Origin of the sequence: Dactylosporangium sp. NPDC005572, assembly GCF_040605515.1 — a bacterium.
GTDB lineage: Bacteria > Actinomycetota > Actinomycetes > Mycobacteriales > Micromonosporaceae > Dactylosporangium.
Genome location: NZ_JBEXCY010000120.1, coordinates 14265 through 34286 on the forward strand (window position 1 = coordinate 14265; position 20022 = coordinate 34286).

A 20022-nucleotide genomic window follows, 5' to 3' on the forward strand; every position below is an offset into this window, starting at 1 on the left:
GCCGACCGACCGAACCTTCTCCGCGCACTCGAGCACTCACGCACTCACGCACTCGGTCGGTCGACCGACCAAATGTCCGCGCTCCCCCGGTCGGTCGACCGAACGACTGCCCCGCGCTCCCTCGGTCGGTCGACCGAACGACTTGCGTGCCTGGTTGGTTGGGGGCGGGGGTTTCTCTGGGGCGGCTTTGCGGCTGGTGGAGATCATGTGTTCGTTCGCGGCGCTTCTAGGCTGAGGCGGTCAGTAGCACCCCCGCTCGGCAGGCATCCGATGTCTGAAGCCGATGTGGGTACTTGTGCACCCGTGAGGTCGGCTGGTAGACAGCAGTCCTCCGATGTATTTGGGGGATCAGTGAACGGTGAGTTTCAAGGGCTCGGGGCTGTCGTCACCGGCGGGGGCTCCGGGATCGGGCTGGCCACAGCCCTGCACCTGGCCGCGCGTGGGGCCCGGGTGGTCTGTCTCGACCTCAAGGTCGACTCGCTGCCCGAACCCTTGCACGGGGTCGTCGCGGACGTGACCGACGACGCTTCCGTGCGGGCGGGGGTCGAGGAGGCCGTCGGCTGGCTCGGGCGGCTCGACATTCTTGTGAACAACGCGGGTATCGGCGCCATCGGTACCGTCGAGGATAACTCCGACGACGAGTGGCACCGGGTGCTCGACGTCAACGTGGTCGGGATGGTGCGGGTCAGCCGGGCCGCGCTGCCGCACCTGCGTAAATCCGACCACGCCGCCATCGTCAACACCTGCTCGATCGCCGCGCACGCCGGGCTGCCCGACCGGGCGTTGTACAGCGCCAGCAAGGGTGCGGTTCAGGCGCTCACCGCGGCCATGGCCGCCGACCACGTCCGTGAGGGGATCCGGGTCTGCTGCGTGAACCCGGGGACCGCCGACACGCCCTGGATCCGCCGACTGCTCGCCCAGGCCGCCGACCCCGACGCCGAGCTCGCCGCGCTCAAGGCCCGCCAGCCCACCGGGCGGCTGGTCAGCGCGGAGGAGGTCGCCGCCGCCATCGGGTACCTCGCCAGCCCGCTCGCGGGAGCCACCACCGGCACGGTGCTCGCCGTGGACGGCGGCATGCACGGCCTGCGCCTGAGACCGGCCACCTGATGGCCGACCACACGACGACCGGCCAGCCGACGGCCGGGCACACGACGGCCGGGCAAAAGACGGCCGACCAGCCGACGACCGGGCAGGCGACGGCCGGAGGCACGACGGGCCAAAACACAGCGGCCGAGCTCGGGCTCGGGTGCGCCCAGCTCGGCAACCTGTACCACGCCATCGACGACGAGCGTGCCAGCGCCACCGTCGACGCCGCCTGGGACGCCGGGATCCGGTACTTCGACACCGCCCCGCACTACGGGATCGGCCTCTCCGAGCGGCGGCTGGGCGCTGCGCTGCGGGAACGGCCGCGCCAGGAGTACCGGATCAGCACCAAGGTCGGCCGCCTGCTGGTCGAGACCGACGAGAGTGGCGCGGTCGGCATGGACACCGCGGAAGGGTTCGTCGTCCCGGCCACGCACAAGCGGGTCCGCGACTTCTCCCGCGACGGCGTGCGGCGCTCGATCGACGACAGCCTCCGCAGGCTCGGGCTCGACCGGATCGACGTCGCGCTGCTGCACGACCCGGAGGGGCACACGGACGTGGCGTTCGGAGAGGGCTGGAGAGCGCTCACCGAGCTGCGCGACGAAGGGGTCGTGACGACGCTCGGTGCCGGCTCGAAGGACGCTGCAGTGCTGGCCCGGTTCGTGCGCGAATGCGGGCCGGATGTGGTGATGGTGGCGGGGCGGTTCACGCTGCTGGAGCAGCCGGCCCGCGACGAGCTGCTGCCGGCCTGCGCGGCGCACGGCGTCGGGGTGCTCAACGCGGGCGTGTTCAACAGTGGCCTGCTCGCCGAGGCGAAGCCGCACGACGGCCTGCCGTACGAGTACGGGTCCGCGCCCGGGCTGCTCGTCGAGCGGGCGCGGGCGATCGCGGAGCTGTGCGCGACGCACGGCACCAGCCTGCCCGCGGCGGCGCTCGCGTTCGCCGGCAGCGACCCGGCCGTGCGCAGCGTGGTCGTCGGCGCCGACTCACCCGAGCAGGTCCGGCGCAACGCGGCCCTGTTCGCCGCGCCGCCGCCCGGCGAGCTGTGGCCCGCCCTGCGCGAGAGGGGCCTGCTGTGATCGTCGACGCGCACCACCACCTGTGGGACGTCGACGGCGGGTACGACTGGCTCGACGCCCCCGAGCTCGCCCCGATCCGCCGCACCTTCGCCCCCGGGCAGCTGCGGGCCGAGCTGGCCGCGGCCGGGGTGAGCCGGTCCATTCTCGTCGAAGGAGGTCGCTGCGACGCGGACGAGGCAGCGGTACTGCTGGAGCACGCGACGGCGACATCCGAGATCGCCGCCGTCGTGGCCTGGGCCGATCCGGCCGATCCCGACCTGGACGCGACGCTGGACGGGTACCGGGCGCTGGACGGCGGCGGGCACCTCAGAGGCATCCGCGCGCAGGTCCAGGCCGAGGACGCCGGCTACCTCGACCGCGCCGACGTCCGGGCCGGCCTGGCCCGCATCGGCGCCGCGGGGCTCGTCTTCGACCTGGTCGTGCGGGCCGAGCAGCTCCCGTCGGCCGGCCGGGCCGCCGCCGCGCTGCCCGGCGTGCGGTTCGTGCTCGACCACCTCGGCAAGCCCCGGATCCGGGCCGGCGCCGAGGGGCTGGCCGAGTGGCGCGCGCTCGTCGCCGGGCTCGCCGCCTGCCCGAACGTGACGGCGAAGCTCTCGGGCCTGGTCACCGAGGCCGACTGGGCCGGCTGGGAGCCGGCCGACCTGCGGCCGTACGTCGAGGAGGCGCTCGCCCTCTTCGGCCCCGACCGGCTCATGTTCGGCTCGGACTGGCCGGTCTGCACGCTCGCCGCCTCCTACGGCGAGGTGATCGACACGCTCGACGGCCTGATCGGCCCTGACGACCGGGCTTCGGTCTTCGGCGGTACCGCCACGGCCGTGTACGCGCTGGAGAGCCGCAAAGCGGGGAAGAGTGGCACAGCGGAGATAGAGTCGCCGCGGAGGAACCGATGGCACTGACCGACGAGGCAATCGACAAGATCAAGGGCATGATCACCTCGGGTGAGCTCGGCCCGGGCGACCGGCTGCCCAAGGAGGCCGACCTGGCCGAGCGGCTCGGGTTGTCCCGCAACTCACTGCGGGAGGCGGTCAAGGCGCTGTCGATGATCCGCGTGCTCGACGTGCGCCAGGGCGACGGCACGTACGTGACGAGCCTGGAGCCCGACCTGCTGCTCGACGCGCTGAGCTTCGTGGTCGACTTCCACCGCGACGACACCGTGCTGCAGTTTCTGGAGGTCCGCCGGATCCTCGAGCCGTCGGCGACGGCCCTCGCGACCGAGCGGATGTCCGACGGGGACATCGCCAAGCTCCAGAATGTGCTCGACGAGCTCGGCACCGACCCGACGATCGAGGCGCTCGTCGACAACGACCTGGAGTTCCACCGGCAGATCGCGGCCGGTTCGGGCAACGCCGTGCTCTGCTCGCTCGTCGAGGGCCTGTCCGGGCCGACGACCCGGGCCCGGATCTGGCGCGGCCTGACCCAGGAGGGCGCCGCCGCCCGGACCCGCGAGCAGCACCAGGCGATCGTCGACGCGATCGCGTCGCGGCAGCCGGAGCTGGCCCGCGCCTGGGCCACGATCCACGTCGCCGGCGTCGAGGAGTGGCTGCGCCGGGCGCTGTAGCGCGAGCGGCCAGGCGCGGTGAGAACCCTCGGCAGGGGCGGGCTAGCTGATCGCCAGCGTCGCTGCGGAGCCGTCAGGGTCGGGCGGGGGCGGAGGACCGGGGGTACGTGGACCGGGACGTCCACCGCGGCCGACAGGATCAACGCCAGCGCCACGCTCGTCGGGCGGGACTCCGGGAGTTTCGACAGGCTCGCCGTGCAGAGCTCCGCCAGCTCCGACGGCAGGCCCGCGATGGTCGGCAGCGGGGCCGGCGGGGTGCGGCGGTGGGCGCGGAGGACCTGCTCGTCCGTGGCGGCCTGGAACGGCAGGCGGCCGGTCAGGCACTGGTAGAGCAGGACGCCCAGCGCGTACACGTCGGCGGCCGGGGTCGCCGGGGCCCGGTCCAGGCGCTCGGGCGCAAGGTACGCACCCAGTTGTCATTCCCCCGGCGGGGGGTGATTCAAGCCAACTTCGAGCCGACCCGGCGCGCCGGCGGCGACGCGCGCCTCAGATGTCCTCGTCGAGCTGGGTGCCGCGCCGCGGGTCGGCGATCTTGCGGCCGGTCGAGTCGACGGCGCCGTCGTCGATCACGCCGCCGCGGGCCTCCCGGAAGGAGAGGCTCTGCGACTGCTCGGCCTGCCGGCGGGCGGCGTCGCGGGCCTGGGCCTCGGGGCTGTTCGGGTCGATCCCGGTCGGGTCCTGGGTGTTCATGGCTGCTCCCCACGGTCGGCGTCGGGCGGATGGGAAACCATACCCGCCGCGATTCCCGGTAATCCATACACAATCTCACCGGATGCGCGCGGGGCGGGCGCCGCCGCGCCTGGATACTGTCGGACGCATGTCTGAGCAGAGCACGATCGACGTCGGCGGCGACCTCACCGTCAACCGGCTCGGGTTCGGCGCCATGCGCATCACCGGCGACGGCATCTGGGGCGCGCCGCCCAGCCGCGACGAGGCGAAGCGGGTGCTGCGCCGCGTGGTCGAGCTGGGGGTCAACTTCATCGACACCGCCGACTCGTACGGCCCGGACGTCAGCGAGGAGCTGATCGCCGAGGCCCTGCACCCGTACCCGGAGGACCTCGTCATCGCCACGAAGGGCGGCCTGGTGCGGCCCGGCCCCGGCGCCTGGGAGGCGGACGGGCGCCCGGCGCACCTGCGGGCCGCCCTGGAGGGGAGCCTGCGCAAGCTGCGGCTGGACTCGATCCCGCTGTACCAGTTCCACCGGCCCGACCCGAAGGTTCCGCTGGAGGACTCGATCGGGACGCTGGTCGAGCTGAAGGACCAGGGCAAGATCCGGCACATCGGGGTCTCGAACTTCACCGAGGAGCAGCTGCGGGTGGCGCAGCGGCTCACCCCGATCGTGTCCCTGCAGAACCGCTACAACCTCGGCGACCGGGTGTCGGAGTCCCTCGTCGACCTGTGCGAGCAGGAGGAGCTGGTGTTCCTGCCGTGGGCCCCGATCCAGGACCTCGACGGCAACCCGGCGGTCGAGGCGGTGGCCCGGCGGCACGACGCGAGCCCGCGGCAGATCGTGCTGGCCTGGCTGCTGGCCCGCTCCCCTGCGATCCTGCCGATCCCGGGCACCGGCACGGTCGCCCACCTGGAGGACAACGTCGCCGCGGCCAGGATCGAGCTGTCGCCGGAGGAGGTCGCCGAGCTGACGAAGGCCGGCTAGAAAAAATCTTGGGAAGCCGTGTCGGATCCGGGGTCTCCCGTTCGAGGGGTGGGTGAAGGAACACCTCGAAGGGAGACCCCGACCATGACCACCACCGCTCTCGCCGACTGCACCCCCGCCCAGCGCGTCACCCGGTCGCTGCTCGGCTACGGCGTGATCGCCGGGCCGGTCTACGTGACCGCCGCGCTGGCCCAGGCCGTGACCCGCGACGGGTTCGACCTCACCCGGGACGCCTGGAGCATGCTCGCCCTCGGCCCGCTCGGCTGGATCCAGACCCTCAACTTCGTCCTCGCCGCGCTGATGTCCGGCGCCTTCGCGGCCGGGCTGGGGCGGGCGCTGCCGGGGGCGCGCTGGGCGCCGCGGCTGGTCGCCGTCTACGCGGCGAGCCTGCTGGGCGCCGCGGCGTTCGAGGCCGACCCGGTCGGCACCTCCGTGAGCTGGCACGGGATGCTGCACCTCGTTGCCGGGGCCGTCGGGTTCACAGCGCTCGCCGTCGCCACGTTCGCGGTCGGCAAGCGGCTCCTGCCCGCCTACTCCCGCGCCACGGGCGTCGTGCTGCTGGCCGGCTTCGCCTGCGTCGCCGCCGGCGGCGGGGCCGTCTGGGCCAACCTCACCTTCACCGCCGCCATCGTCCTGACCTGGACGTGGATGAGCGTCGTCGCCGTCAAGCTGTACAAGACCGTCTGAGAAGGGACCACCGAGATGCGCTACCTGGTGCTGCTGGAAGCCACCAACCCCGCCGGACCGCCCCCGCCCGACCTCATGGCCGCGATCATGAAGCTCGGCGAGGAGGCGACCGCCGCCGGCACCCTGCTCGACACCGCCGGCCTGCTGCCCAGCGCAGCCGGGGCGAAGATCACCGTCACCGGCGGCGAGCTGGCCGCGACCGACGGGCCGTTCGCCGAGACCAAGGAGATGATCAGCTACGCGCTGTACGAGGTCGGGTCCCGCGAGGAGGCGGTCGAGTGGACCAACCGGTTCATGCGACTGCACCGCGACCTGTGGGAGGGCTGGGAGGGCGAGGCCCGCGTGCTCCAGGTGATGACCTTCTGAGGCCGTTTCTGAGGCCGTCCCGTGCGAGGATCGGTGGCGATGACCGCCACCGATCCTCGCCGCGTCGTCGAGGCGGTGTACCGCATCGAGTCCGCGCGGCTCGTCGCCGGGCTCGCCCGCATCGTCCGCGACGTCGGGCTGGCCGAGGAGCTGGCCCAGGACGCGCTGGTCGTCGCCCTGGAGCGGTGGCCGGTCGACGGGGTGCCCGAGCAGCCGGGCGCGTGGCTGATGGCGACCGCGAAGCACCGGGCCGTCGACGTGCTGCGCCGCCAGGAGAACTACCGGCGCAAGCTCGCCCTGTTCACCCGCGAGGCCGAGGCGACCGACGAGCTCGCCGTGGACGACCACATCGGCGACGACCTGCTCCGGCTGATCCTCACCGCGTGCCATCCGTCGATCACGCCCGAGTCGCAGGTCGCGCTGGTGCTGCGCACGATCGGCGGGCTGAGCACCGACCAGATCGCCCGCGCGTTCCTGACCACCGAGGCGACCGTCTCGCAGCGCGTCCTGCGGGCCAAGAAGGCGCTGACCGGTGTGCGGTTCGAGCTGCCGGGGCCCGACGAGCTGCCGGGGCGGCTGGCGGCTGCCCTCGGTACCATATATTTGATCTTCAATGAAGGCTATGCCGCGACGGCGGGTGACGACTGGTCGCGGCCCCAGCTGTGCGAGGAGGCCCTGCGCCTCGGGCGGATCCTGGCCGGCCTGCTGCCGGGCGAGGCCGAGGTCCACGGGCTGGTCGCGCTGATGGAGCTCCAGGCGTCGCGCATCCCGGCCCGGACCGGCCCGTCCGGCGAGCCGGTGCTGCTGCCGGACCAGGACCGGCGCCGCTGGGACCGGCTGCTCGTCCGCCGCGGCCTGGCCGCGCTCGACCGGGCGTCGGCGCTGGGCACGTTCGGGCCGTACGGGCTGCAGGCCGCGATCGCCGCCTGCCACGCCCGCGCGCGGACCGCCGGGGAGACCGACTGGGGGCGGATCGCGGCGCTGTACCGCGTGCTGGCCCACGTCGCCCCGTCGCCCGTCGTCGAGCTGAACCGGGCGGTGGCCGTCGGGCAGGCCGAGAGTCCGGCAGCGGGCCTGGCCGTCGTGGACGCGCTGGCGGCGACGGGCGCGCTGGCGCGGTACCCGCACCTGCCGGCCGTCCGCGGCGACCTGCTGGAGCGGCTGGGCCGCCGCGACGAGGCCCGGTCCGAGTTCGCCCGGGCGGCGGCCCTGACCCGCAACGAACGGGAACGGCAGCTGTTCGAGACCCGCGCTAACTCGGTTGCCGGGCGTCCGGCGCCGTGGGACGGTCCGGGGCGTGAGTGAGTACCTGCGGCTCAACCGCGCCCAGTGGGACGAGCGGGCGCCGGCCCATGCCGCCTCGCCCGACTACGCCGTCGAGCGGTTCGTCGGCGAGCCCGGCTATCTCAGCGAGGTCGTCCGGTTCGACGTGCCGCGGCTCGGGGACCTCGGCGGGGTGCGGGCCGTGCACCTCCAGTGTCACATCGGCACCGACACGATCTCCCTGCACCGGCTCGGGGCCCAGGTCACCGGGCTGGACTTCTCCGCCGCCTCGCTGGCGCAGGCCCGGGCGCTCGCCGAGCGGACCGGGGCGCCGGTCGACTTCGTCGAGGCCGACGTGTACGACGCCGCGAAGGTCCTCGACGCCGGCACGTTCGATCTCGTGTACACCGGCATCGGCGCGCTGTGCTGGCTGCCCGACATCCAGCGGTGGGCGGGAGTCGTCGCCGAGCTGCTGCGGCCCGGCGGGCGGCTGTTCATCCGGGAGGGGCACCCGATGCTGTGGTCGGTCGACGAGACCCGCGGCGACGGGGTGCTCGCGCTCGAGTACGCGTACTTCGAGCGCGAAGAGCCGCTCGTCTGGGACGACGCCACGACCTACGTCGAGACCGAGGCCAGGTTCGAGCACAACGTCACCCACTCGTGGAACCACGGGCTCGGCGAGATCGTGAGCGCACTCCTGGGGTACAACCTGGAGATCCTGATGCTCCAGGAGCACGACAGCGCGCCGTGGGACGCGTTGCCCGGCCACACCGTGAAGGACGAGCACGGCGAGCACCGGCTGACGGACCGGCCGTGGCGGCTGCCGATGACGTACACGCTGCAGGCGCGCAAGCGCTGACCCGTAGACTGCTCGTTCGTGACGAACGCCTTCACCGCGGTCGAGGCCGCCGCCCGCGCCGCCCGCGCGGCGGCCGGCTCGCTCGCCGCCGCGCCCGCCAAGACGATCGACGAGGCGCTGCGCGGGATGGCCCGCCGGCTGCTGGTCGCGCAGGACGCCGTGCTGGCGGCCAACCGCGCCGACCAGGCGGCCGCGGTGGAGATCGGGATGAGCGGCGGCCTGCTGGACCGGCTGCGCCTCGACGGCGCCCGCCTGGCCGCGATGGCCGACCAGCTCAACATCCTCGCCGACGTCGAGCCCGAGCCGGCCCGCCGCACGATCCGCGACCTCGGCGACGGCCTGGTCCTGCAGGAGTGGCGCCGCCCGGTCGGCGTGATCGGCGCCAACTACGAGGCCCGCCCCAACGTCACCGTCGACGTGGCCTCCCAGCTCGTGAAGTCGCAGAACGGCGGCGTGCTGCGCACCGGCTCGGCCGCCCTCGCGTCGGCGACCGCGCTCATGGACGAGGTCGTCTCCCCGGCGCTGGCCGAGGCCGGCCTGGACCCGGCGGCGGTCCAGCTGGTCCGCGTGCGCGACCGCGAGTCGGCCGCGGCCCTGGTCGCCCAGCCGGGCCTGATCCCGCTGGTCATCCTGCGCGGCAGCGGCGACAGCACCCGCGCCCTGGCCGAGCGGGCCGCCCTGAACGGCGTGCGCACCCTGGCCCACGCCGACGGCGGCGGGGTCCTCTACGTGGACGCGGCCGCCGACCGGGACCGCGCGTTCGCCCTGATCTCCGCGGGCCTGGACCGCCTCGGTGTGTGCAACCGCCTCAACCTGCTCCTGGTGCACCGGTCGCAGTGGGATTCCGTCGTACCGGACGTGGTCGCCGCACTGTCCGCCCGCACACCCGCGATCGCAACGTCGCTCCCGCCGCACGACCACCCGCTGGGCTACGAGTGGGCCCTCGACTCGGCCCGCGAGGCCACGGTGACGATCGCGCCGGTGGACGGCCCCCTGTCGGCCGCGCGCCTGGCGAACGACGAGACGTCGGGCCTGGCCGCCGGCATCGTCACGGAGGACGGGGCGGCGGCGGCCGAGTTCCTGGGGGCGTACGCGGGCACCGGCGCCTTCTGGAACGCCACGACCCGCCTGCTCGACGGCTTCAAGCTGCTGTCGGTCCCGGAGACGGGCATCAACATCGACCGCGTCCCGGGCCCGCGCGGCCCGGTGACGTTCCGCGACCTGTCGCTGCGCCAGTACGCGGTCCTCCCGGCCGACCGGTTGGCCGACCTCGCCTGAGCCCCGCGCAGATCTCCCGGCGCGCTCACGCAGGTCTCTCGCCGCGCTCGGGCCGGACGCCGCGCTCGGGCCGGACGCCGCGCTCGGGCCGGACGCCGCGCTCGGGCCGGACGCCGCGCTCGGGCAGCTCTCTCGGCGGGCTCGGGCAGCTCTCTCGGCGGGCTCGGGCAGCTCTCTCGGCGGGCTCGGGCAGGGCGGCGCGCTCAGCGGCACCCTGAGCGGTGTTGTGGCGAGCCTCCACGACGGCCGGCGGGCGATGCGAACCGTCCAACAAAATGATCGCGAAGAGCTCTGGCCACCGTCGACCCCGAACGCGAAGACTTGTGGCACCCCTGGCGACAACATGTCTTCAGGATCATGGTCCACCACCGTGCGGCGCAGCCACCGATCCGGCTCCGGCGACAACAGCTCTACCTGATCATGCCCGGCGACCGGCGGGGTTGGCCTGATCATGCCCGGCGACCGGCGGGGTTGGGGTGCACACCGCCCTGACCTGCGTCCGCTGCGGGCGGCCCCGTGCCGGCAACCGGGAACGGAACGGGAGTCGTCGGGGGCCGGGTGGCGGTCAGTGGTGGGCCGGGACCGGGAGGTCCGAGACCACCGGGTGCAGCAGCGTGCCCGCCGCGGTCACGCGGAACGGAGTCGGCTGGGTCTGGGGGTCGCCGCGGTCCCAGATGCGCTGGCCGCGGATCGTCGCCGCCTCCACCCGGGCGTTCACCGTGATGCCGGCGCCGTCGTGGGAGCGGCGGCCGTTGCCGCGGATGCGGTTGTCCAGCAGGAACGCGTCCACCAGGTCGCCGTCGATGCAGATGCCGTCCGCGCCGTTGTCCCAGATGTCGTTGCCCTCGATGACGATGTCCGCGGCCGGCAGCGTCCGGGCGCCGGGGAGGTTGTGCTGGCGGTAGCCGTGGCCGCCGTTGCGGCTCAGGCGGCTCGCCGCCACCGTGTAGCCGCCCGGGGTGTTGCCGATCGAGACGCCGTCGCCCACGTTCTCGTCGATCACGCAGCCCGTCACCACGCCGTAGCGGCCCGCGACGTGGGTCGTGCCCTGGCCCGAGACGTCGAAGCCGGCCACCCGGTTGCCGGTCATCGTGCAGCCCATCACCACCAGGCCGTCGGCGCCCCAGTCCGAGATGCCGTAGAAGTTGCCCTGGGCGTGGCAGCCCAGCACGCGGATGCCGCGCGGGCGGGTCCACGAGGCGTCCTGGAGCTCGACGAAGATGCCGTTCGTACCGTTGTGCAGCGTCACGCAGTCGGTGATCGTCAGGCGTTCCACGTCGCCCCAGCCGCCGACGCCGATGCCGATGCCGGCGCCGCCCTTCTCCCAGCCGCTGTCCAGGCGCCCGCAATGCACGGCCAGAATCCGCTCGACCGTGGTGTCCTGGAGGAAGTCGCAGCCGAACCCGGTCGCCGGCGTGTCGTGGATCCACAGGTCGTGGAACTGCCCGCGCACCACGTACTGCAGGCCCAGGCCCTTGGCGAGCACGTCGTAGGCCGGCAGGCTCATCCGCGAACCGTCGATCTCGAACCGCGCGAACTCGACGTCGGCGATCGGCCGGGCCGCCGAGGCGCCGTGCTCGAGGGCGGTCCAGAAGGCCAGCGGTACCGGGCTGTTCGGCGCGCCCGGGTTCGACAGCACGAAGCGGGTGGCATTCTGGCCGTCGCCGACCAGCGACACCCCGCTGCGCCACACCGTGCCGGCGTCCTGGATCGCGTAGACGCCGGGCGGGCAGTAGATCGTGCGCGGGATCCCGTCCCGGTCGACCTCGGCGCCCAGTTCGTCAACGAGCTTCTGCAGCGCCGGTTGGTCGTTGGTCACCCCGTCACCGGCCAGGCCGTGCTCGCGTGCGTTGACCATGCCCGGTCGCTGCCCGCTGACCGGCGGATTAATCCAGCAGGGTGGCGAGGATCCGGCGCAGCTCGCCCCGGTCCGCCTCGGACAGCCCGGCGAAGAAGCGCGACGCCTCCGCCACCCGGGCCTGCCGGATCGACTCGGCCACAGTACCGCCGGAATCCGTCAGGGCGACCAGCGTGGCCCGCCGGTCGGCGGGATCCGGCCGCCGCTCCACCAGGCCGCGCTCCTGAAGGCCGTCGACCACCTCGGTGGTCGACCGGGGCGCGATCCGCAGGTGTTCGGACAGTTCGCTGAGCCGCATCGAACCGTGCTTGACCAGCACGTTGACCGCCCGGGACTGGCCGGGCGTGATCCCCCACGGCTCCAGGCTCTTGTGCGTCTGGTGCCGCAGCCGGCGGGCCACGCTCCAGAACGCCTCGGCGAGCCCCTCGTCCTCCACGGTCACGGAAATACGGTAACAGCAGTTGGTGTTACTCCCTCATAGTGAGGTAACCTCAGTAACAACCGACAGAAAGGCCACCACCTTGGAGCCCACTCCCCCGACGCGGCCGAGCCGCCACCGACAACTCTCCGCCGCCGAGAAGTCCCAGGCCAAAGACGTGAGCCTGGCCCGCATCGGCCGGCTCTTCGGCGCCCACCGCGGCCGGCTCGCCGTGGTCGTCCTCATCATCGTCGCCTCGTCCGTGCTCGCCATGGCCTCGCCGTTCCTCCTCCGCGAGGTCATCGACAAGGCCCTGCCGGAGCGCGACACCACGCTGCTCGGCTGGCTGGTCGCCGGCATGGTCGCCGTGGCGGCCGTCACCGCCGCGCTCGGCGTCGTGCAGACCTGGATCTCGACCAGGGTCGGCCAGCAGGTCATGCACCGGCTGCGCACCGACGTCTTCGCCCACCTCCAGCGGCAGTCGGTCGGGTTCTTCACCCGCACCCGCACCGGCGAGGTCCAGTCCCGCATCACCAACGACATCGGCGGGATGGAGGCGGTGGTCACCAACACGGCGACGTCCATCGCGTCCAACCTGACCACCGCGATCGCCACCGCCGTCGCCATGGCGGCGCTGTCCTGGCGGCTGTCGCTCGTCTCGCTCGTCGTGCTGCCGCCCGCGATCTGGCTGACCCGCAAGGTCGCGAGCATGCGCCGCGAGATCACCGCCCAGCGCCAGCGCGAGCTGGCCGACCTCAACGTCACCATCGAGGAGGGCCTGTCGGTCAGCGGCGTGCGGCTGTCCAAGACGATGGGCGCCGGCGCGGCCCTGGTCGAGCGGTTCACCGCCTCCTCCAACCGGCTCATCGACCTGGAGATGCGCTCCGAGCTGGCCGGCCGCTGGCGGATGGCCTCGATGAGCGTCATCTTCGCCGCGATCCCCGCGGTCATCTATCTCAGCGCCGGGCTGCCGATGACGGCCGGCACGCTGAGCATCGGCACGCTGGTCGCGTTCACCGCGCTGCAGGCCGGGCTGTTCCGCCCGCTCATGGGGCTGCTCGGCGTGGGCGTGTCGCTGACCGCGTCGCTCGCCCTGTTCGCCCGCATCTTCGAGTACCTCGACCTGCCCGTCGAGGTCGCCGACCCGGCGAGGCCGAAGCCGTTCCGGAACGTGCGCGGCCACCTGCGCTTCGACGGTGTCTCGTTCACCTACCCGGGCAGCCGCGTCCCCGCCGTCGACGGCGTCTCGCTCGACGTGCCCGCCGGCACCTCGCTCGCCCTGGTCGGCGAGACCGGCTCGGGCAAGAGCACGATCGCCGCACTCATCGCCCGGCTGCACGACCCGGTCGCCGGCCGGATCACGATCGACGGCGTCGACCTGCGCGACGTGCGGCTGACCGACCTGGCAAGCGTCGTCGGCGTGGTGAGCCAGGAGACGTACCTGCTGCACACGACCGTGCGGGAGAACCTGCGGTACGCGAAACCGGACGCGACCGACGCCGAGCTGGAGGCCGCCGCGCGGGCGGCGCGGATCCACGACGTGATCAGCGCGCTCCCGGACGGGTACGAGACCGTGGTCGGCTCCCGCGGGTACCGCTTCTCCGGCGGCGAGCAGCAGCGCATCGCCATCGCCCGCACGCTCCTGCGCGACCCGCGCATCCTGGTGCTCGACGAGGCGACCAGCGCGCTGGACACCGAGACCGAGCGCGCGGTCCAGCGGGCGTTCGACACCCTGGCCGAGGGCCGCACGACGATCACGATCGCGCACCGGCTCTCGACGGTCCGCCACGCCGACCAGATCCTGGTCGTCGACCACGGCCGGGTGGTCGAGCGCGGCACCCACGAGACGCTGGTCGACGCCGACGGCACCTATGCGGCCCTGGCCGCGTGACATCGGGGAAGTCACCGATGCGGAGGCTGGACACGCGGGCGCATGCTAGGAACATGGGTCGTTTCATCGCGGGCACGATCGCGGTCATCGTCGGGCTCTTCGTGGCCGGCGTGATCGCGGTCTGGCTGTTCAAGGCGCTCCTCGGCGCCGCGTTCTACCTCATCGTCGGTGCCGTCGTGGTCGGCGGCGCGATCTACCTCTACGGCAAGGCCAAGAAGGGCCTCGGCTCCGGGCGCAACCAGCGGCGCATCGAGGCCGCGATGAGCACCTGGAAGCAGCGCAACCGCTGAGCGTCACGCACCGGGCGTGACGAAGCCGGACTCGTAGGCGGCGATCACCGCCGCCGTCCGGTCGCGGGCGCCGAGCTTGGCCAGCACGTTGGCGACGTGGGTCTTCACCGTCTCCAGGCCCAGGTGCAGCGCCTGCGCGATCTCGGCGTTGGACGCTCCCGTGGTCATCCGGCGCAGCACCTCGGCCTCGCGGTCGGTCAGGTGGGCCGACGCGAGGCGGTCGCCGCGCGGCCGCCCGTCGGCCCGGGCACCGGCCAGGCGGCGGATCGCCGCCGGGAACAGCAGCGACTCGCCGGTCGCCACCACCCGCACCGCCTCGACGAGCTCGGCCGGGCGGGCCCGCTTCAGCACGAAGCCGCTCGCGCCGGCGCGCAGCGCCTCGTAGACGTAGTCGTCGTGCTCGAACGTCGTCACCACGAGCACCCGCGGCGGGTCGGCGGAGGTGGCCAGCAGGTGCCGGGTCGCCTGGATGCCGTCGATGCCCGGCATGCGCACGTCCATGAGCAGCACGTCGGGGCGGGTCCGGGCGACCAGCGGCGGCACCTCGGCCCCGTCCGCCGCCTCGCCGACCACGGTGAGGTCGCCGGCGCCCTCCAGGATCACCCGCAGGCCGACCCGGATCAGCTCGTCGTCGTCGACGACGGCCACCCTGATCAAGGACCCGCTCATGCGACCTCCCCGTAGGGCAGCCGGGCCGCCACCAACCACGCGCCGTCGAGCGGGCCCGCGTCGAACCGGCCGCCGAGCAGGGTGACCCGCTCGGCCATCCCGCGCAGGCCCCGCCCCGGCGATCCGGGCCTCCCGTCGAGCACATTCCGCACGTGTACCGTCAGCGCCTCGTCCGTCGCGGAGAGCCGGACGGTCGCGGTGGCGCCGCCGGCGTGGCGCATCGCGTTGGTGAGCGACTCCTGCACGATGCGGTACCCCTCCCGGGAGACGTGCGGCGGGATGTCGTCGAGCGCGCCCTCGGTCTCCAGGTCGACGGGCACCCCGGCCTCCTCGACCAGGCGCGCCAGGTCGCGCAGCGACCGCGACGGTGTGAGGGGCGCCGGGCTGTCGTCGCGCAGCACCCCCAGGACGGCATCCAGGTCCGCCAGCGCGGAGCGCCCCGCGTCCTCGATGGCCACGAGCGCCCGCTCGGCGAACGCCGGGTCCTCCCGCAGCCGCCCGCGCGCCGCCGCGGCCTGCAGCGTGGTGACCGTCAGCGCGTGGCCGACGGAGTCGTGCAGCTCGCGGGCCAGGCGGTTGCGCTCGGCGAGGCGCACGGCCTGGGCCTCCAGCGCGGCGATGCGGGCCGTCGGCGACGGGCCGAGCAGCACCGGCGCCATGGTCGTGGCCAACGAGCCGAGGCCGGCCACGGCGAACACCAGCCCGACGAGGGCCGCCAGGCCGGCCGCGGTCAGCCCGAGCCCGCCGCGTCCCGGCTGCAGCAGCGCGGCGACCGCCAGCGGCACGGCGACCAGCACGCCCAGCCCGACCGCGCCCCCGATCGCCAGGTGCAGCACGAACCACAGGGCGGAGCGCATCCGGGTCTCGCCGCCCTCCGCGGCCGGGACCGGGTCGGGCAGGTCGGCGCCGAGCAGCCAGCGGGCCGCGGTGATCTCCAGGGCCCGGGTGCCGCGGAGGAACGGCGGCACCAGCCCGATCGCGGCGGTGACCGCGGCCAGTGCGGCGATCACCGGGCGCGGCGCGCCCGGCTCGGCGAACGCCCGGGCGAGGGCGGCGGCCAGCAGCGCGTACGGCAGCAGCAGCACCCCGCCGAGGAGCAGGAACACGCCGCGGCGGTAGGTGGAGCCGCGCACCAGGACGCTCACCCGCCCAGGATCGCATCTCCCCCGTGCTGGACCCCGACGGCCAGGGTCGCCGCGCACAGCGCGAGGAAGGCGCAGGCGAGGAAGAACTGCAGCGAGTAGTCACCGGCCCGCAGGTGCGTGTAGACGGCGCAGGTGAAGTACAGGACCAGGCCGAACGCGGCGGCCGTGCCGACGCCGGGCAGCCAGAGGCCGGCGAGCAGCCCGGCCCCGCCGGCCAGCTTGAGCACGCCGATCGGGAAGACCAGCCAGGACTCGGGGACGCCGGCGCGGGCCATGCCGGGCAGGATCGGGCGGAGGCGCAGCAGCGCGCCGGCGCCGGAGAACAGGGCGGAGACGGCGGTGACGAGGAACAGCAGCACGGCAGGGCCTCTTTCGGTATCATAACTTCGACAACCGATATCTTACGAGTTCCATATTATATGAGATAGGGAGCGGCGCAAGATGACGACGGCTCGGGACCGGCGGCGCGCGACGAACGACGTCAAGGAGGCGCTGCGTGCGCTGAGCATCCAGTTGTCCCGGCTCAACCACCAGGTGGGAGCGCAGCTGGAGCTCAAGGACGCCGACTTCGACTGTCTGGACCTGGTCAACCGGCACGGGCCGCTCAGCCCGAGCGCGCTCGCCCGGCAGGCGGGGCTGCACCCGGCGACGATGACCGGGATCCTCGACCGGCTGGAGCGCGGCGGGTGGATCGCCCGCGACCGTGACCCGGGTGACCGGCGCGCGGTGGTGATCCGCGCGCTGCGCGACCGCAACCAGGAGGTGTTCGCCCTGTTCGCGGGCATGAACACCGCGATGGACGCCCTCTGCGCCGGCTACGACGAGGCGCAGCTGACGCTGATCGGCGAGTTTCTGGAGCGCTGCACCGAGGCCGGCCGAGCCGCGACGGACGACCTGGCCTCGGCGTGACGCACTGCGACGTCAGCCCTTCTTGACGCCCTTGCCGCTGCGGAACAGCTTCACCATGCCGGCGAAGAACCGCTCCATCTCCGAGCCGAACGGGTTGTCGCTCACGACGTAGGTCCAGGTGGCGCTCGGGCGCACCAGGCCGGCGTCCTCGAGGCTCCACTCGGGCGAGAACTCCTCGATCCCGTCGAACTCGGCGACCGTGCGGTCGTCGATCTCGGCCAGCAGGCCGCGGAACGCGGGGATCGCCTCGCGGTGGAACTCGTCGAGCGGGTCCTGCGAGCCGAGCACCCGCAGGTGGATGCCCTCGCGCAGCTCGCTCATGTCGGCCAGGTGCTCCGACCACGCGTTGTCCGCGTGGAACAGCGCGATCGTCCGGGCCACCTTGAGGACCTCGTCCTCGCCGAACTCCTCGGCCAGCTCGTTGTACTTCTCCGGGCTGCGCTCGGCGAGCAGCTCGCCGGCCGCGTCGGTGGTGAGCAGCTCCTCGCGGCGCTTGCCGTGCAGCTGGCGGTGCTGGTCGAGCAGGTAGTTGTACCGCCAGGTGTTGCGGTGGATCTCCAGGTTGACGGTCTCGGCGACCCGCTGCGCGGAGCCGATCGCCCAGCGCACGTCCTCGTCCTCGATCGCCCCGTCGGCGTCGGCGCGGCCCATCGGCAGGGGCTCCGGCCCGTACCGCTGGATCAGCTCGTCCTCGAGGCTCACGAAGAACATCGACTCGCCCGGGTCGCCCTGCCGGCCGGCGCGGCCGCGCAGCTGGTCGTCGATGCGGCGGGAGTCGTTGCGGGCGGTGCCGATGACGAACAGGCCGCCCAGCCCGGCGACCCGCTCGCGGTCCTTCTCGTCGCTGCCGCCGAGGCGGATGTCGACACCGCGGCCGGTCATCTGGGTCGACACGGTGACCGCGCCGAAGGCGCCGGCCTCAGCGACGATGCCGGCCTCCTTCTCGTCGTTCTTCGCGTTGAGCACGACGCACTCCACGCCCTCCTCGGCGAGGGTGGCGGCGAGCTGCTCCGACTCGGCGACGCTCAGGGTGCCGACGAGCACCGGGCGGCCGGTGGCGTGCATGCTCACGATCTCGGCGACGCAGGCGATGTCGCGCTCCTCGGCCGAGGCGTAGACCCGGTCCGGCCAGTCCTTGCGGATGTTCGGCAGGTGCGGCGGGATGACCGCCACCTCCAGCTTGTAGAACTCCCGCAGCTGGTCACCGACCGGGAGGGCGGTGCCGGTCATGCCGCAGATCTTCTTGTACTGCGTGAGGAAGGCCTGCACGGTGATGGTCTGCAGGACCGTGCCGCCGCCGCTGCTGCGGATCTTCTCCTTCGCCTCGACCGCGGCCTGGAGCCCGTCGGGCCAGCGGCGCCGCTGGGCGACCCGGCCGCGGAACTCGTCGATGAGCTCGACCTTCTCCTCGCGCACGATGTAGTCGACGTCGCGGGCCAGCAGCGCCTCGGCGTGCAGCGCCAGGTTGACGGCGGTCAGCGTGTCGACGTGGTCCGTCGCGTAGAGGTCGACGTCGAGCGCGGCCTCGACCTTGGCCAGGCCGCCCGTGGTCAGGTGCGCGGTGCGGCCCTCGTCGACGACCTCGTAGTCGTGGTCGCGGTGCAGGCCGCCGATGATCTCGGCGATCGCGATCGGCTGGTCCTTGTCGTCGATCGTCGAGCCGGCGAGCACCAGCGGCACCCGGGCCTCGTCGATGAGGATCGAGTCGGCCTCGTCGATGATGACCGTGCCCAGCTCGCGGTGCACGCGGTCGGCGACGTCGGTGACGATCGAGTCGCGCAGCAGGTCGAAGCCCGCCTCGGACACCGACACGTAGGTGATGTCCTTCGCGTAGGCCTCGCGGCGCTCCTCCGGCGTCGAGGACTCGTTGACCCAGCCGACGGTCAGGTCGAGCAGCTCGTAGACGGGCCGCATCCACTCGGCGTCGCGGCGCGCCAGGTAGTCGTTGACGGTGATGACGTGGACCGGGCCCTGCGCGGCATACCCGGCGGCCGCGATCGCCGCGGTCAGCGTCTTGCCCTCACCGGTGGCCATCTCGACGACGTGCCCGGCCAGCAGCACCTGGGCACCGAGCAGCTGCACGTCGTAGGGCCGCTCGTCGAGGGCGCGCTTGGCGGCCTCCCGGCCGAGCGCGCAGGCCTCGACGAAGTCCTGCGGGTCGTCGCGCTGGTGCAGCGCCGTGGCGGCCGCGCGCAGCTCGTCGTCGGTGAGCTCCGACAACTCCGTTTCGCGCAGCTCGATCTCGGGCAGCAGCGCGCGCATCGGCTCGAGGTCGATGGTGGTGCCCGGCTGCTCCTGCAGCTTCCGGCGCCAAGCGTTGAATTTGCTCACCAAACCCATGGCGAACACGATACGTCGCCCGGACGGACCCGTGTGCGCCCCGTCACGCGCCGCCCCGCCGGTCGGACATTTCGGGTGGTCAGCGCGGTGGGGCACCATTGAGCGCGTGGAAGGTGGGGTGCGGGCGCTCAGTGAGCTGTTCGCGAGAGGCGACGTCGTGGTGCTCAGCGGGGCCGGGCTGTCCACCGAGTCGGGCATTCCGGACTACCGGGGGCCGACCGGCATGCGGCGGCCGGCGACGCCCATGACGTACCAGACGTTCACGCGGGACCCGGGCGCCCGGCGGCGGTACTGGGCGCGCAGCCATCTCGGCTGGCGGACCATCGCGCGGGCCGCGCCCAACGCCGGGCACCACGCGGTCGGGCGGCTCCAGCGGCAGGGGTACGTCAACGGGATCATCACCCAGAACGTCGACGGGCTGCACCAGGCCGGCGGGGCCGACCCCGTCGTCGAGCTGCACGGCGGGCTGGACCGGGTCGTGTGCCTCGACTGCGGGGACCTCACCGGGCGGGCCGACCTGCACGCGCGGCTCACCGCGGCCAACCCCGGCTTCGACCACACCAGCGACGCCATCAAGCCGGACGGCGACGCCGACCTCACCGACGAGCAGGCGGCCGGGTTCGCGACCGTCGACTGCGGCGGGTGCGGCGGGATGCTGAAGCCCGACGTGGTCTT

At 73.3% G+C, this 20022-nt stretch carries 20 protein-coding genes and 2 pseudogenes; 14 read left to right on the forward strand and 8 right to left on the reverse strand.

Going from position 1 to position 20022, the window contains the following annotated elements:
• The first annotated feature begins 351 nt into the window (after positions 1 to 351).
• Genes ABZS66_RS39525 through ABZS66_RS39540 form a run of 4 tightly spaced genes read left to right on the forward strand, consistent with a single transcriptional unit; the run spans position 352 to position 3720 of the window.
• The gene (locus ABZS66_RS39525; RefSeq protein ID WP_354767027.1) at positions 352 to 1107 is read left to right on the forward strand and encodes an SDR family oxidoreductase; all 756 of its coding nucleotides are present in this window, start codon (positions 352 to 354) and stop codon (positions 1105 to 1107) included.
• Positions 1107 to 2162, forward strand: coding sequence for an aldo/keto reductase (locus ABZS66_RS39530; protein ID WP_354767029.1), 1056 nt, complete (start codon positions 1107 to 1109; stop codon positions 2160 to 2162). Before ABZS66_RS39525 ends, ABZS66_RS39530 begins: the two co-directional genes overlap by 1 nt.
• Positions 2159 to 3058, forward strand: a complete 900-nt coding sequence (locus tag ABZS66_RS39535; RefSeq protein ID WP_354767031.1) for an amidohydrolase family protein — start codon at positions 2159 to 2161, stop codon at positions 3056 to 3058. The genes ABZS66_RS39530 and ABZS66_RS39535 overlap by 4 nt, the downstream gene beginning before the upstream one ends.
• Complete coding sequence (locus ABZS66_RS39540) at positions 3049 to 3720, forward strand: FadR/GntR family transcriptional regulator (protein ID WP_354767033.1); 672 nt, start codon at positions 3049 to 3051, stop codon at positions 3718 to 3720. The genes ABZS66_RS39535 and ABZS66_RS39540 overlap by 10 nt, the downstream gene beginning before the upstream one ends.
• A 158-nt stretch (positions 3721 to 3878) precedes the next feature.
• On the opposite strand, the pseudogene ABZS66_RS39545 reads toward ABZS66_RS39540, so the two are convergent.
• Together ABZS66_RS39545 and ABZS66_RS39550 are read right to left on the reverse strand one after the other, a co-directional pair.
• Positions 3879 to 4133: pseudogene (locus tag ABZS66_RS39545) on the reverse strand (protein kinase); the annotation flags it as partial.
• A 73-nt stretch (positions 4134 to 4206) separates the two neighbouring features.
• A complete protein-coding gene (locus ABZS66_RS39550; protein WP_354767035.1) occupies positions 4207 to 4410 on the reverse strand; it encodes a hypothetical protein in 204 nt (67 codons plus the stop codon).
• A gap of 127 nt (positions 4411 to 4537) precedes the next feature.
• On the opposite strand from ABZS66_RS39550, the gene ABZS66_RS39555 reads away from it, so the two are divergent.
• The 6 genes from ABZS66_RS39555 (at position 4538) to ABZS66_RS39580 (ending at position 9827) form a co-directional block, all read left to right on the forward strand.
• Complete coding sequence (locus ABZS66_RS39555) at positions 4538 to 5374, forward strand: aldo/keto reductase (protein ID WP_354767037.1); 837 nt, start codon at positions 4538 to 4540, stop codon at positions 5372 to 5374.
• Between the two features lie 84 nt (positions 5375 to 5458).
• Positions 5459 to 6061 carry a DUF998 domain-containing protein gene (locus tag ABZS66_RS39560; protein ID WP_354767039.1) on the forward strand — a complete coding sequence of 201 codons (603 nt, stop codon included), beginning with the start codon at positions 5459 to 5461 and terminating at the stop codon, positions 6059 to 6061.
• Positions 6062 to 6076: 15 nt separating this feature from the next.
• The gene (locus tag ABZS66_RS39565; RefSeq protein WP_354767041.1) at positions 6077 to 6427 is read left to right on the forward strand and encodes a YciI family protein; all 351 of its coding nucleotides are present in this window, start codon (positions 6077 to 6079) and stop codon (positions 6425 to 6427) included.
• A 39-nt stretch (positions 6428 to 6466) separates the two neighbouring features.
• On the forward strand, positions 6467 to 7732 hold the full coding sequence (locus ABZS66_RS39570) for an RNA polymerase sigma factor (protein WP_354767043.1): 1266 nt from the start codon (positions 6467 to 6469) through the stop codon (positions 7730 to 7732).
• A complete protein-coding gene (locus tag ABZS66_RS39575) occupies positions 7725 to 8549 on the forward strand; it encodes a class I SAM-dependent methyltransferase (protein ID WP_354767045.1) in 825 nt (274 codons plus the stop codon). The genes ABZS66_RS39570 and ABZS66_RS39575 overlap by 8 nt, the downstream gene beginning before the upstream one ends.
• A gap of 18 nt (positions 8550 to 8567) precedes the next feature.
• On the forward strand, positions 8568 to 9827 hold the full coding sequence (locus ABZS66_RS39580; protein WP_354767046.1) for an aldehyde dehydrogenase family protein: 1260 nt from the start codon (positions 8568 to 8570) through the stop codon (positions 9825 to 9827).
• 715 nt (positions 9828 to 10542) lie between these two features.
• Here the strand turns inward: ABZS66_RS39580 and ABZS66_RS39585 are convergent.
• Both ABZS66_RS39585 and ABZS66_RS39590 read right to left on the reverse strand, forming a co-directional pair.
• Positions 10543 to 11685, reverse strand: a pseudogene (locus ABZS66_RS39585) (right-handed parallel beta-helix repeat-containing protein); the annotation flags it as partial.
• A gap of 28 nt (positions 11686 to 11713) precedes the next feature.
• Positions 11714 to 12127, reverse strand: a complete 414-nt coding sequence (locus tag ABZS66_RS39590) for a MarR family transcriptional regulator (protein WP_354767048.1) — start codon at positions 12125 to 12127, stop codon at positions 11714 to 11716.
• 79 nt (positions 12128 to 12206) lie between these two features.
• On the opposite strand from ABZS66_RS39590, the gene ABZS66_RS39595 reads away from it, so the two are divergent.
• Both ABZS66_RS39595 and ABZS66_RS39600 read left to right on the forward strand, forming a co-directional pair.
• Complete coding sequence (locus ABZS66_RS39595) at positions 12207 to 13994, forward strand: ABC transporter ATP-binding protein (RefSeq protein WP_354767050.1); 1788 nt, start codon at positions 12207 to 12209, stop codon at positions 13992 to 13994.
• Between the two features lie 53 nt (positions 13995 to 14047).
• Positions 14048 to 14284, forward strand: coding sequence for a hypothetical protein (locus ABZS66_RS39600; RefSeq protein ID WP_354767052.1), 237 nt, complete (start codon positions 14048 to 14050; stop codon positions 14282 to 14284).
• A 3-nt stretch (positions 14285 to 14287) separates the two neighbouring features.
• Here ABZS66_RS39600 and ABZS66_RS39605 read toward each other — a convergent pair whose 3' ends face one another.
• From ABZS66_RS39605 to ABZS66_RS39615, 3 genes are read right to left on the reverse strand one after another with little or no spacing between them, the layout of a single operon-like run.
• Positions 14288 to 14953, reverse strand: a complete 666-nt coding sequence (locus ABZS66_RS39605; RefSeq protein ID WP_354767054.1) for a response regulator transcription factor — start codon at positions 14951 to 14953, stop codon at positions 14288 to 14290.
• A complete protein-coding gene (locus tag ABZS66_RS39610; RefSeq protein ID WP_354767055.1) occupies positions 14950 to 16098 on the reverse strand; it encodes a histidine kinase in 1149 nt (382 codons plus the stop codon). The genes ABZS66_RS39605 and ABZS66_RS39610 overlap by 4 nt, the downstream gene beginning before the upstream one ends.
• On the reverse strand, positions 16095 to 16457 hold the full coding sequence (locus ABZS66_RS39615; protein WP_354767057.1) for a DoxX family protein: 363 nt from the start codon (positions 16455 to 16457) through the stop codon (positions 16095 to 16097). Before ABZS66_RS39615 ends, ABZS66_RS39610 begins: the two co-directional genes overlap by 4 nt.
• Before the next feature lie 82 nt (positions 16458 to 16539).
• Between ABZS66_RS39615 and ABZS66_RS39620 the strand changes: the two genes are divergently transcribed.
• Positions 16540 to 17007 carry a MarR family transcriptional regulator gene (locus ABZS66_RS39620; RefSeq protein WP_354767059.1) on the forward strand — a complete coding sequence of 156 codons (468 nt, stop codon included), beginning with the start codon at positions 16540 to 16542 and terminating at the stop codon, positions 17005 to 17007.
• Between the two features lie 12 nt (positions 17008 to 17019).
• Here ABZS66_RS39620 and secA2 read toward each other — a convergent pair whose 3' ends face one another.
• Positions 17020 to 19347, reverse strand: coding sequence for an accessory Sec system translocase SecA2 (gene secA2 / locus ABZS66_RS39625; protein WP_354767061.1), 2328 nt, complete (start codon positions 19345 to 19347; stop codon positions 17020 to 17022).
• Between the two features lie 106 nt (positions 19348 to 19453).
• On the opposite strand from secA2, the gene ABZS66_RS39630 reads away from it, so the two are divergent.
• Positions 19454 to 20022, forward strand: a 569-nt coding sequence (locus tag ABZS66_RS39630; protein WP_354767063.1) for a Sir2 family NAD-dependent protein deacetylase, incomplete at its 3' end; no start/stop codon positions are given.

Excerpts from the sequence above, each read along its gene's own strand:
- ABZS66_RS39530 (WP_354767029.1), top strand. The coding sequence starts at position 1,107 with ATGGCCGACCACACGACGACCGGCCAGCCGACGGCCGGGCACACGACG.
- ABZS66_RS39540 (WP_354767033.1), top strand. The coding sequence starts at position 3,049 with ATGGCACTGACCGACGAGGCAATCGACAAGATCAAGGGCATGATCACC.
- ABZS66_RS39550 (WP_354767035.1), bottom strand. The coding sequence starts at position 4,410 with ATGAACACCCAGGACCCGACCGGGATCGACCCGAACAGCCCCGAGGCC.
- ABZS66_RS39555 (WP_354767037.1), top strand. The coding sequence starts at position 4,538 with ATGTCTGAGCAGAGCACGATCGACGTCGGCGGCGACCTCACCGTCAAC.
- ABZS66_RS39560 (WP_354767039.1), top strand. The coding sequence starts at position 5,459 with ATGACCACCACCGCTCTCGCCGACTGCACCCCCGCCCAGCGCGTCACC.
- ABZS66_RS39565 (WP_354767041.1), top strand. The coding sequence starts at position 6,077 with ATGCGCTACCTGGTGCTGCTGGAAGCCACCAACCCCGCCGGACCGCCC.
- ABZS66_RS39570 (WP_354767043.1), top strand. The coding sequence starts at position 6,467 with ATGACCGCCACCGATCCTCGCCGCGTCGTCGAGGCGGTGTACCGCATC.
- ABZS66_RS39600 (WP_354767052.1), top strand. The coding sequence starts at position 14,048 with ATGGGTCGTTTCATCGCGGGCACGATCGCGGTCATCGTCGGGCTCTTC.
- ABZS66_RS39605 (WP_354767054.1), bottom strand. The coding sequence starts at position 14,953 with ATGAGCGGGTCCTTGATCAGGGTGGCCGTCGTCGACGACGACGAGCTG.
- ABZS66_RS39620 (WP_354767059.1), top strand. The coding sequence starts at position 16,540 with ATGACGACGGCTCGGGACCGGCGGCGCGCGACGAACGACGTCAAGGAG.
- secA2 (WP_354767061.1), bottom strand. The coding sequence starts at position 19,347 with ATGGGTTTGGTGAGCAAATTCAACGCTTGGCGCCGGAAGCTGCAGGAG.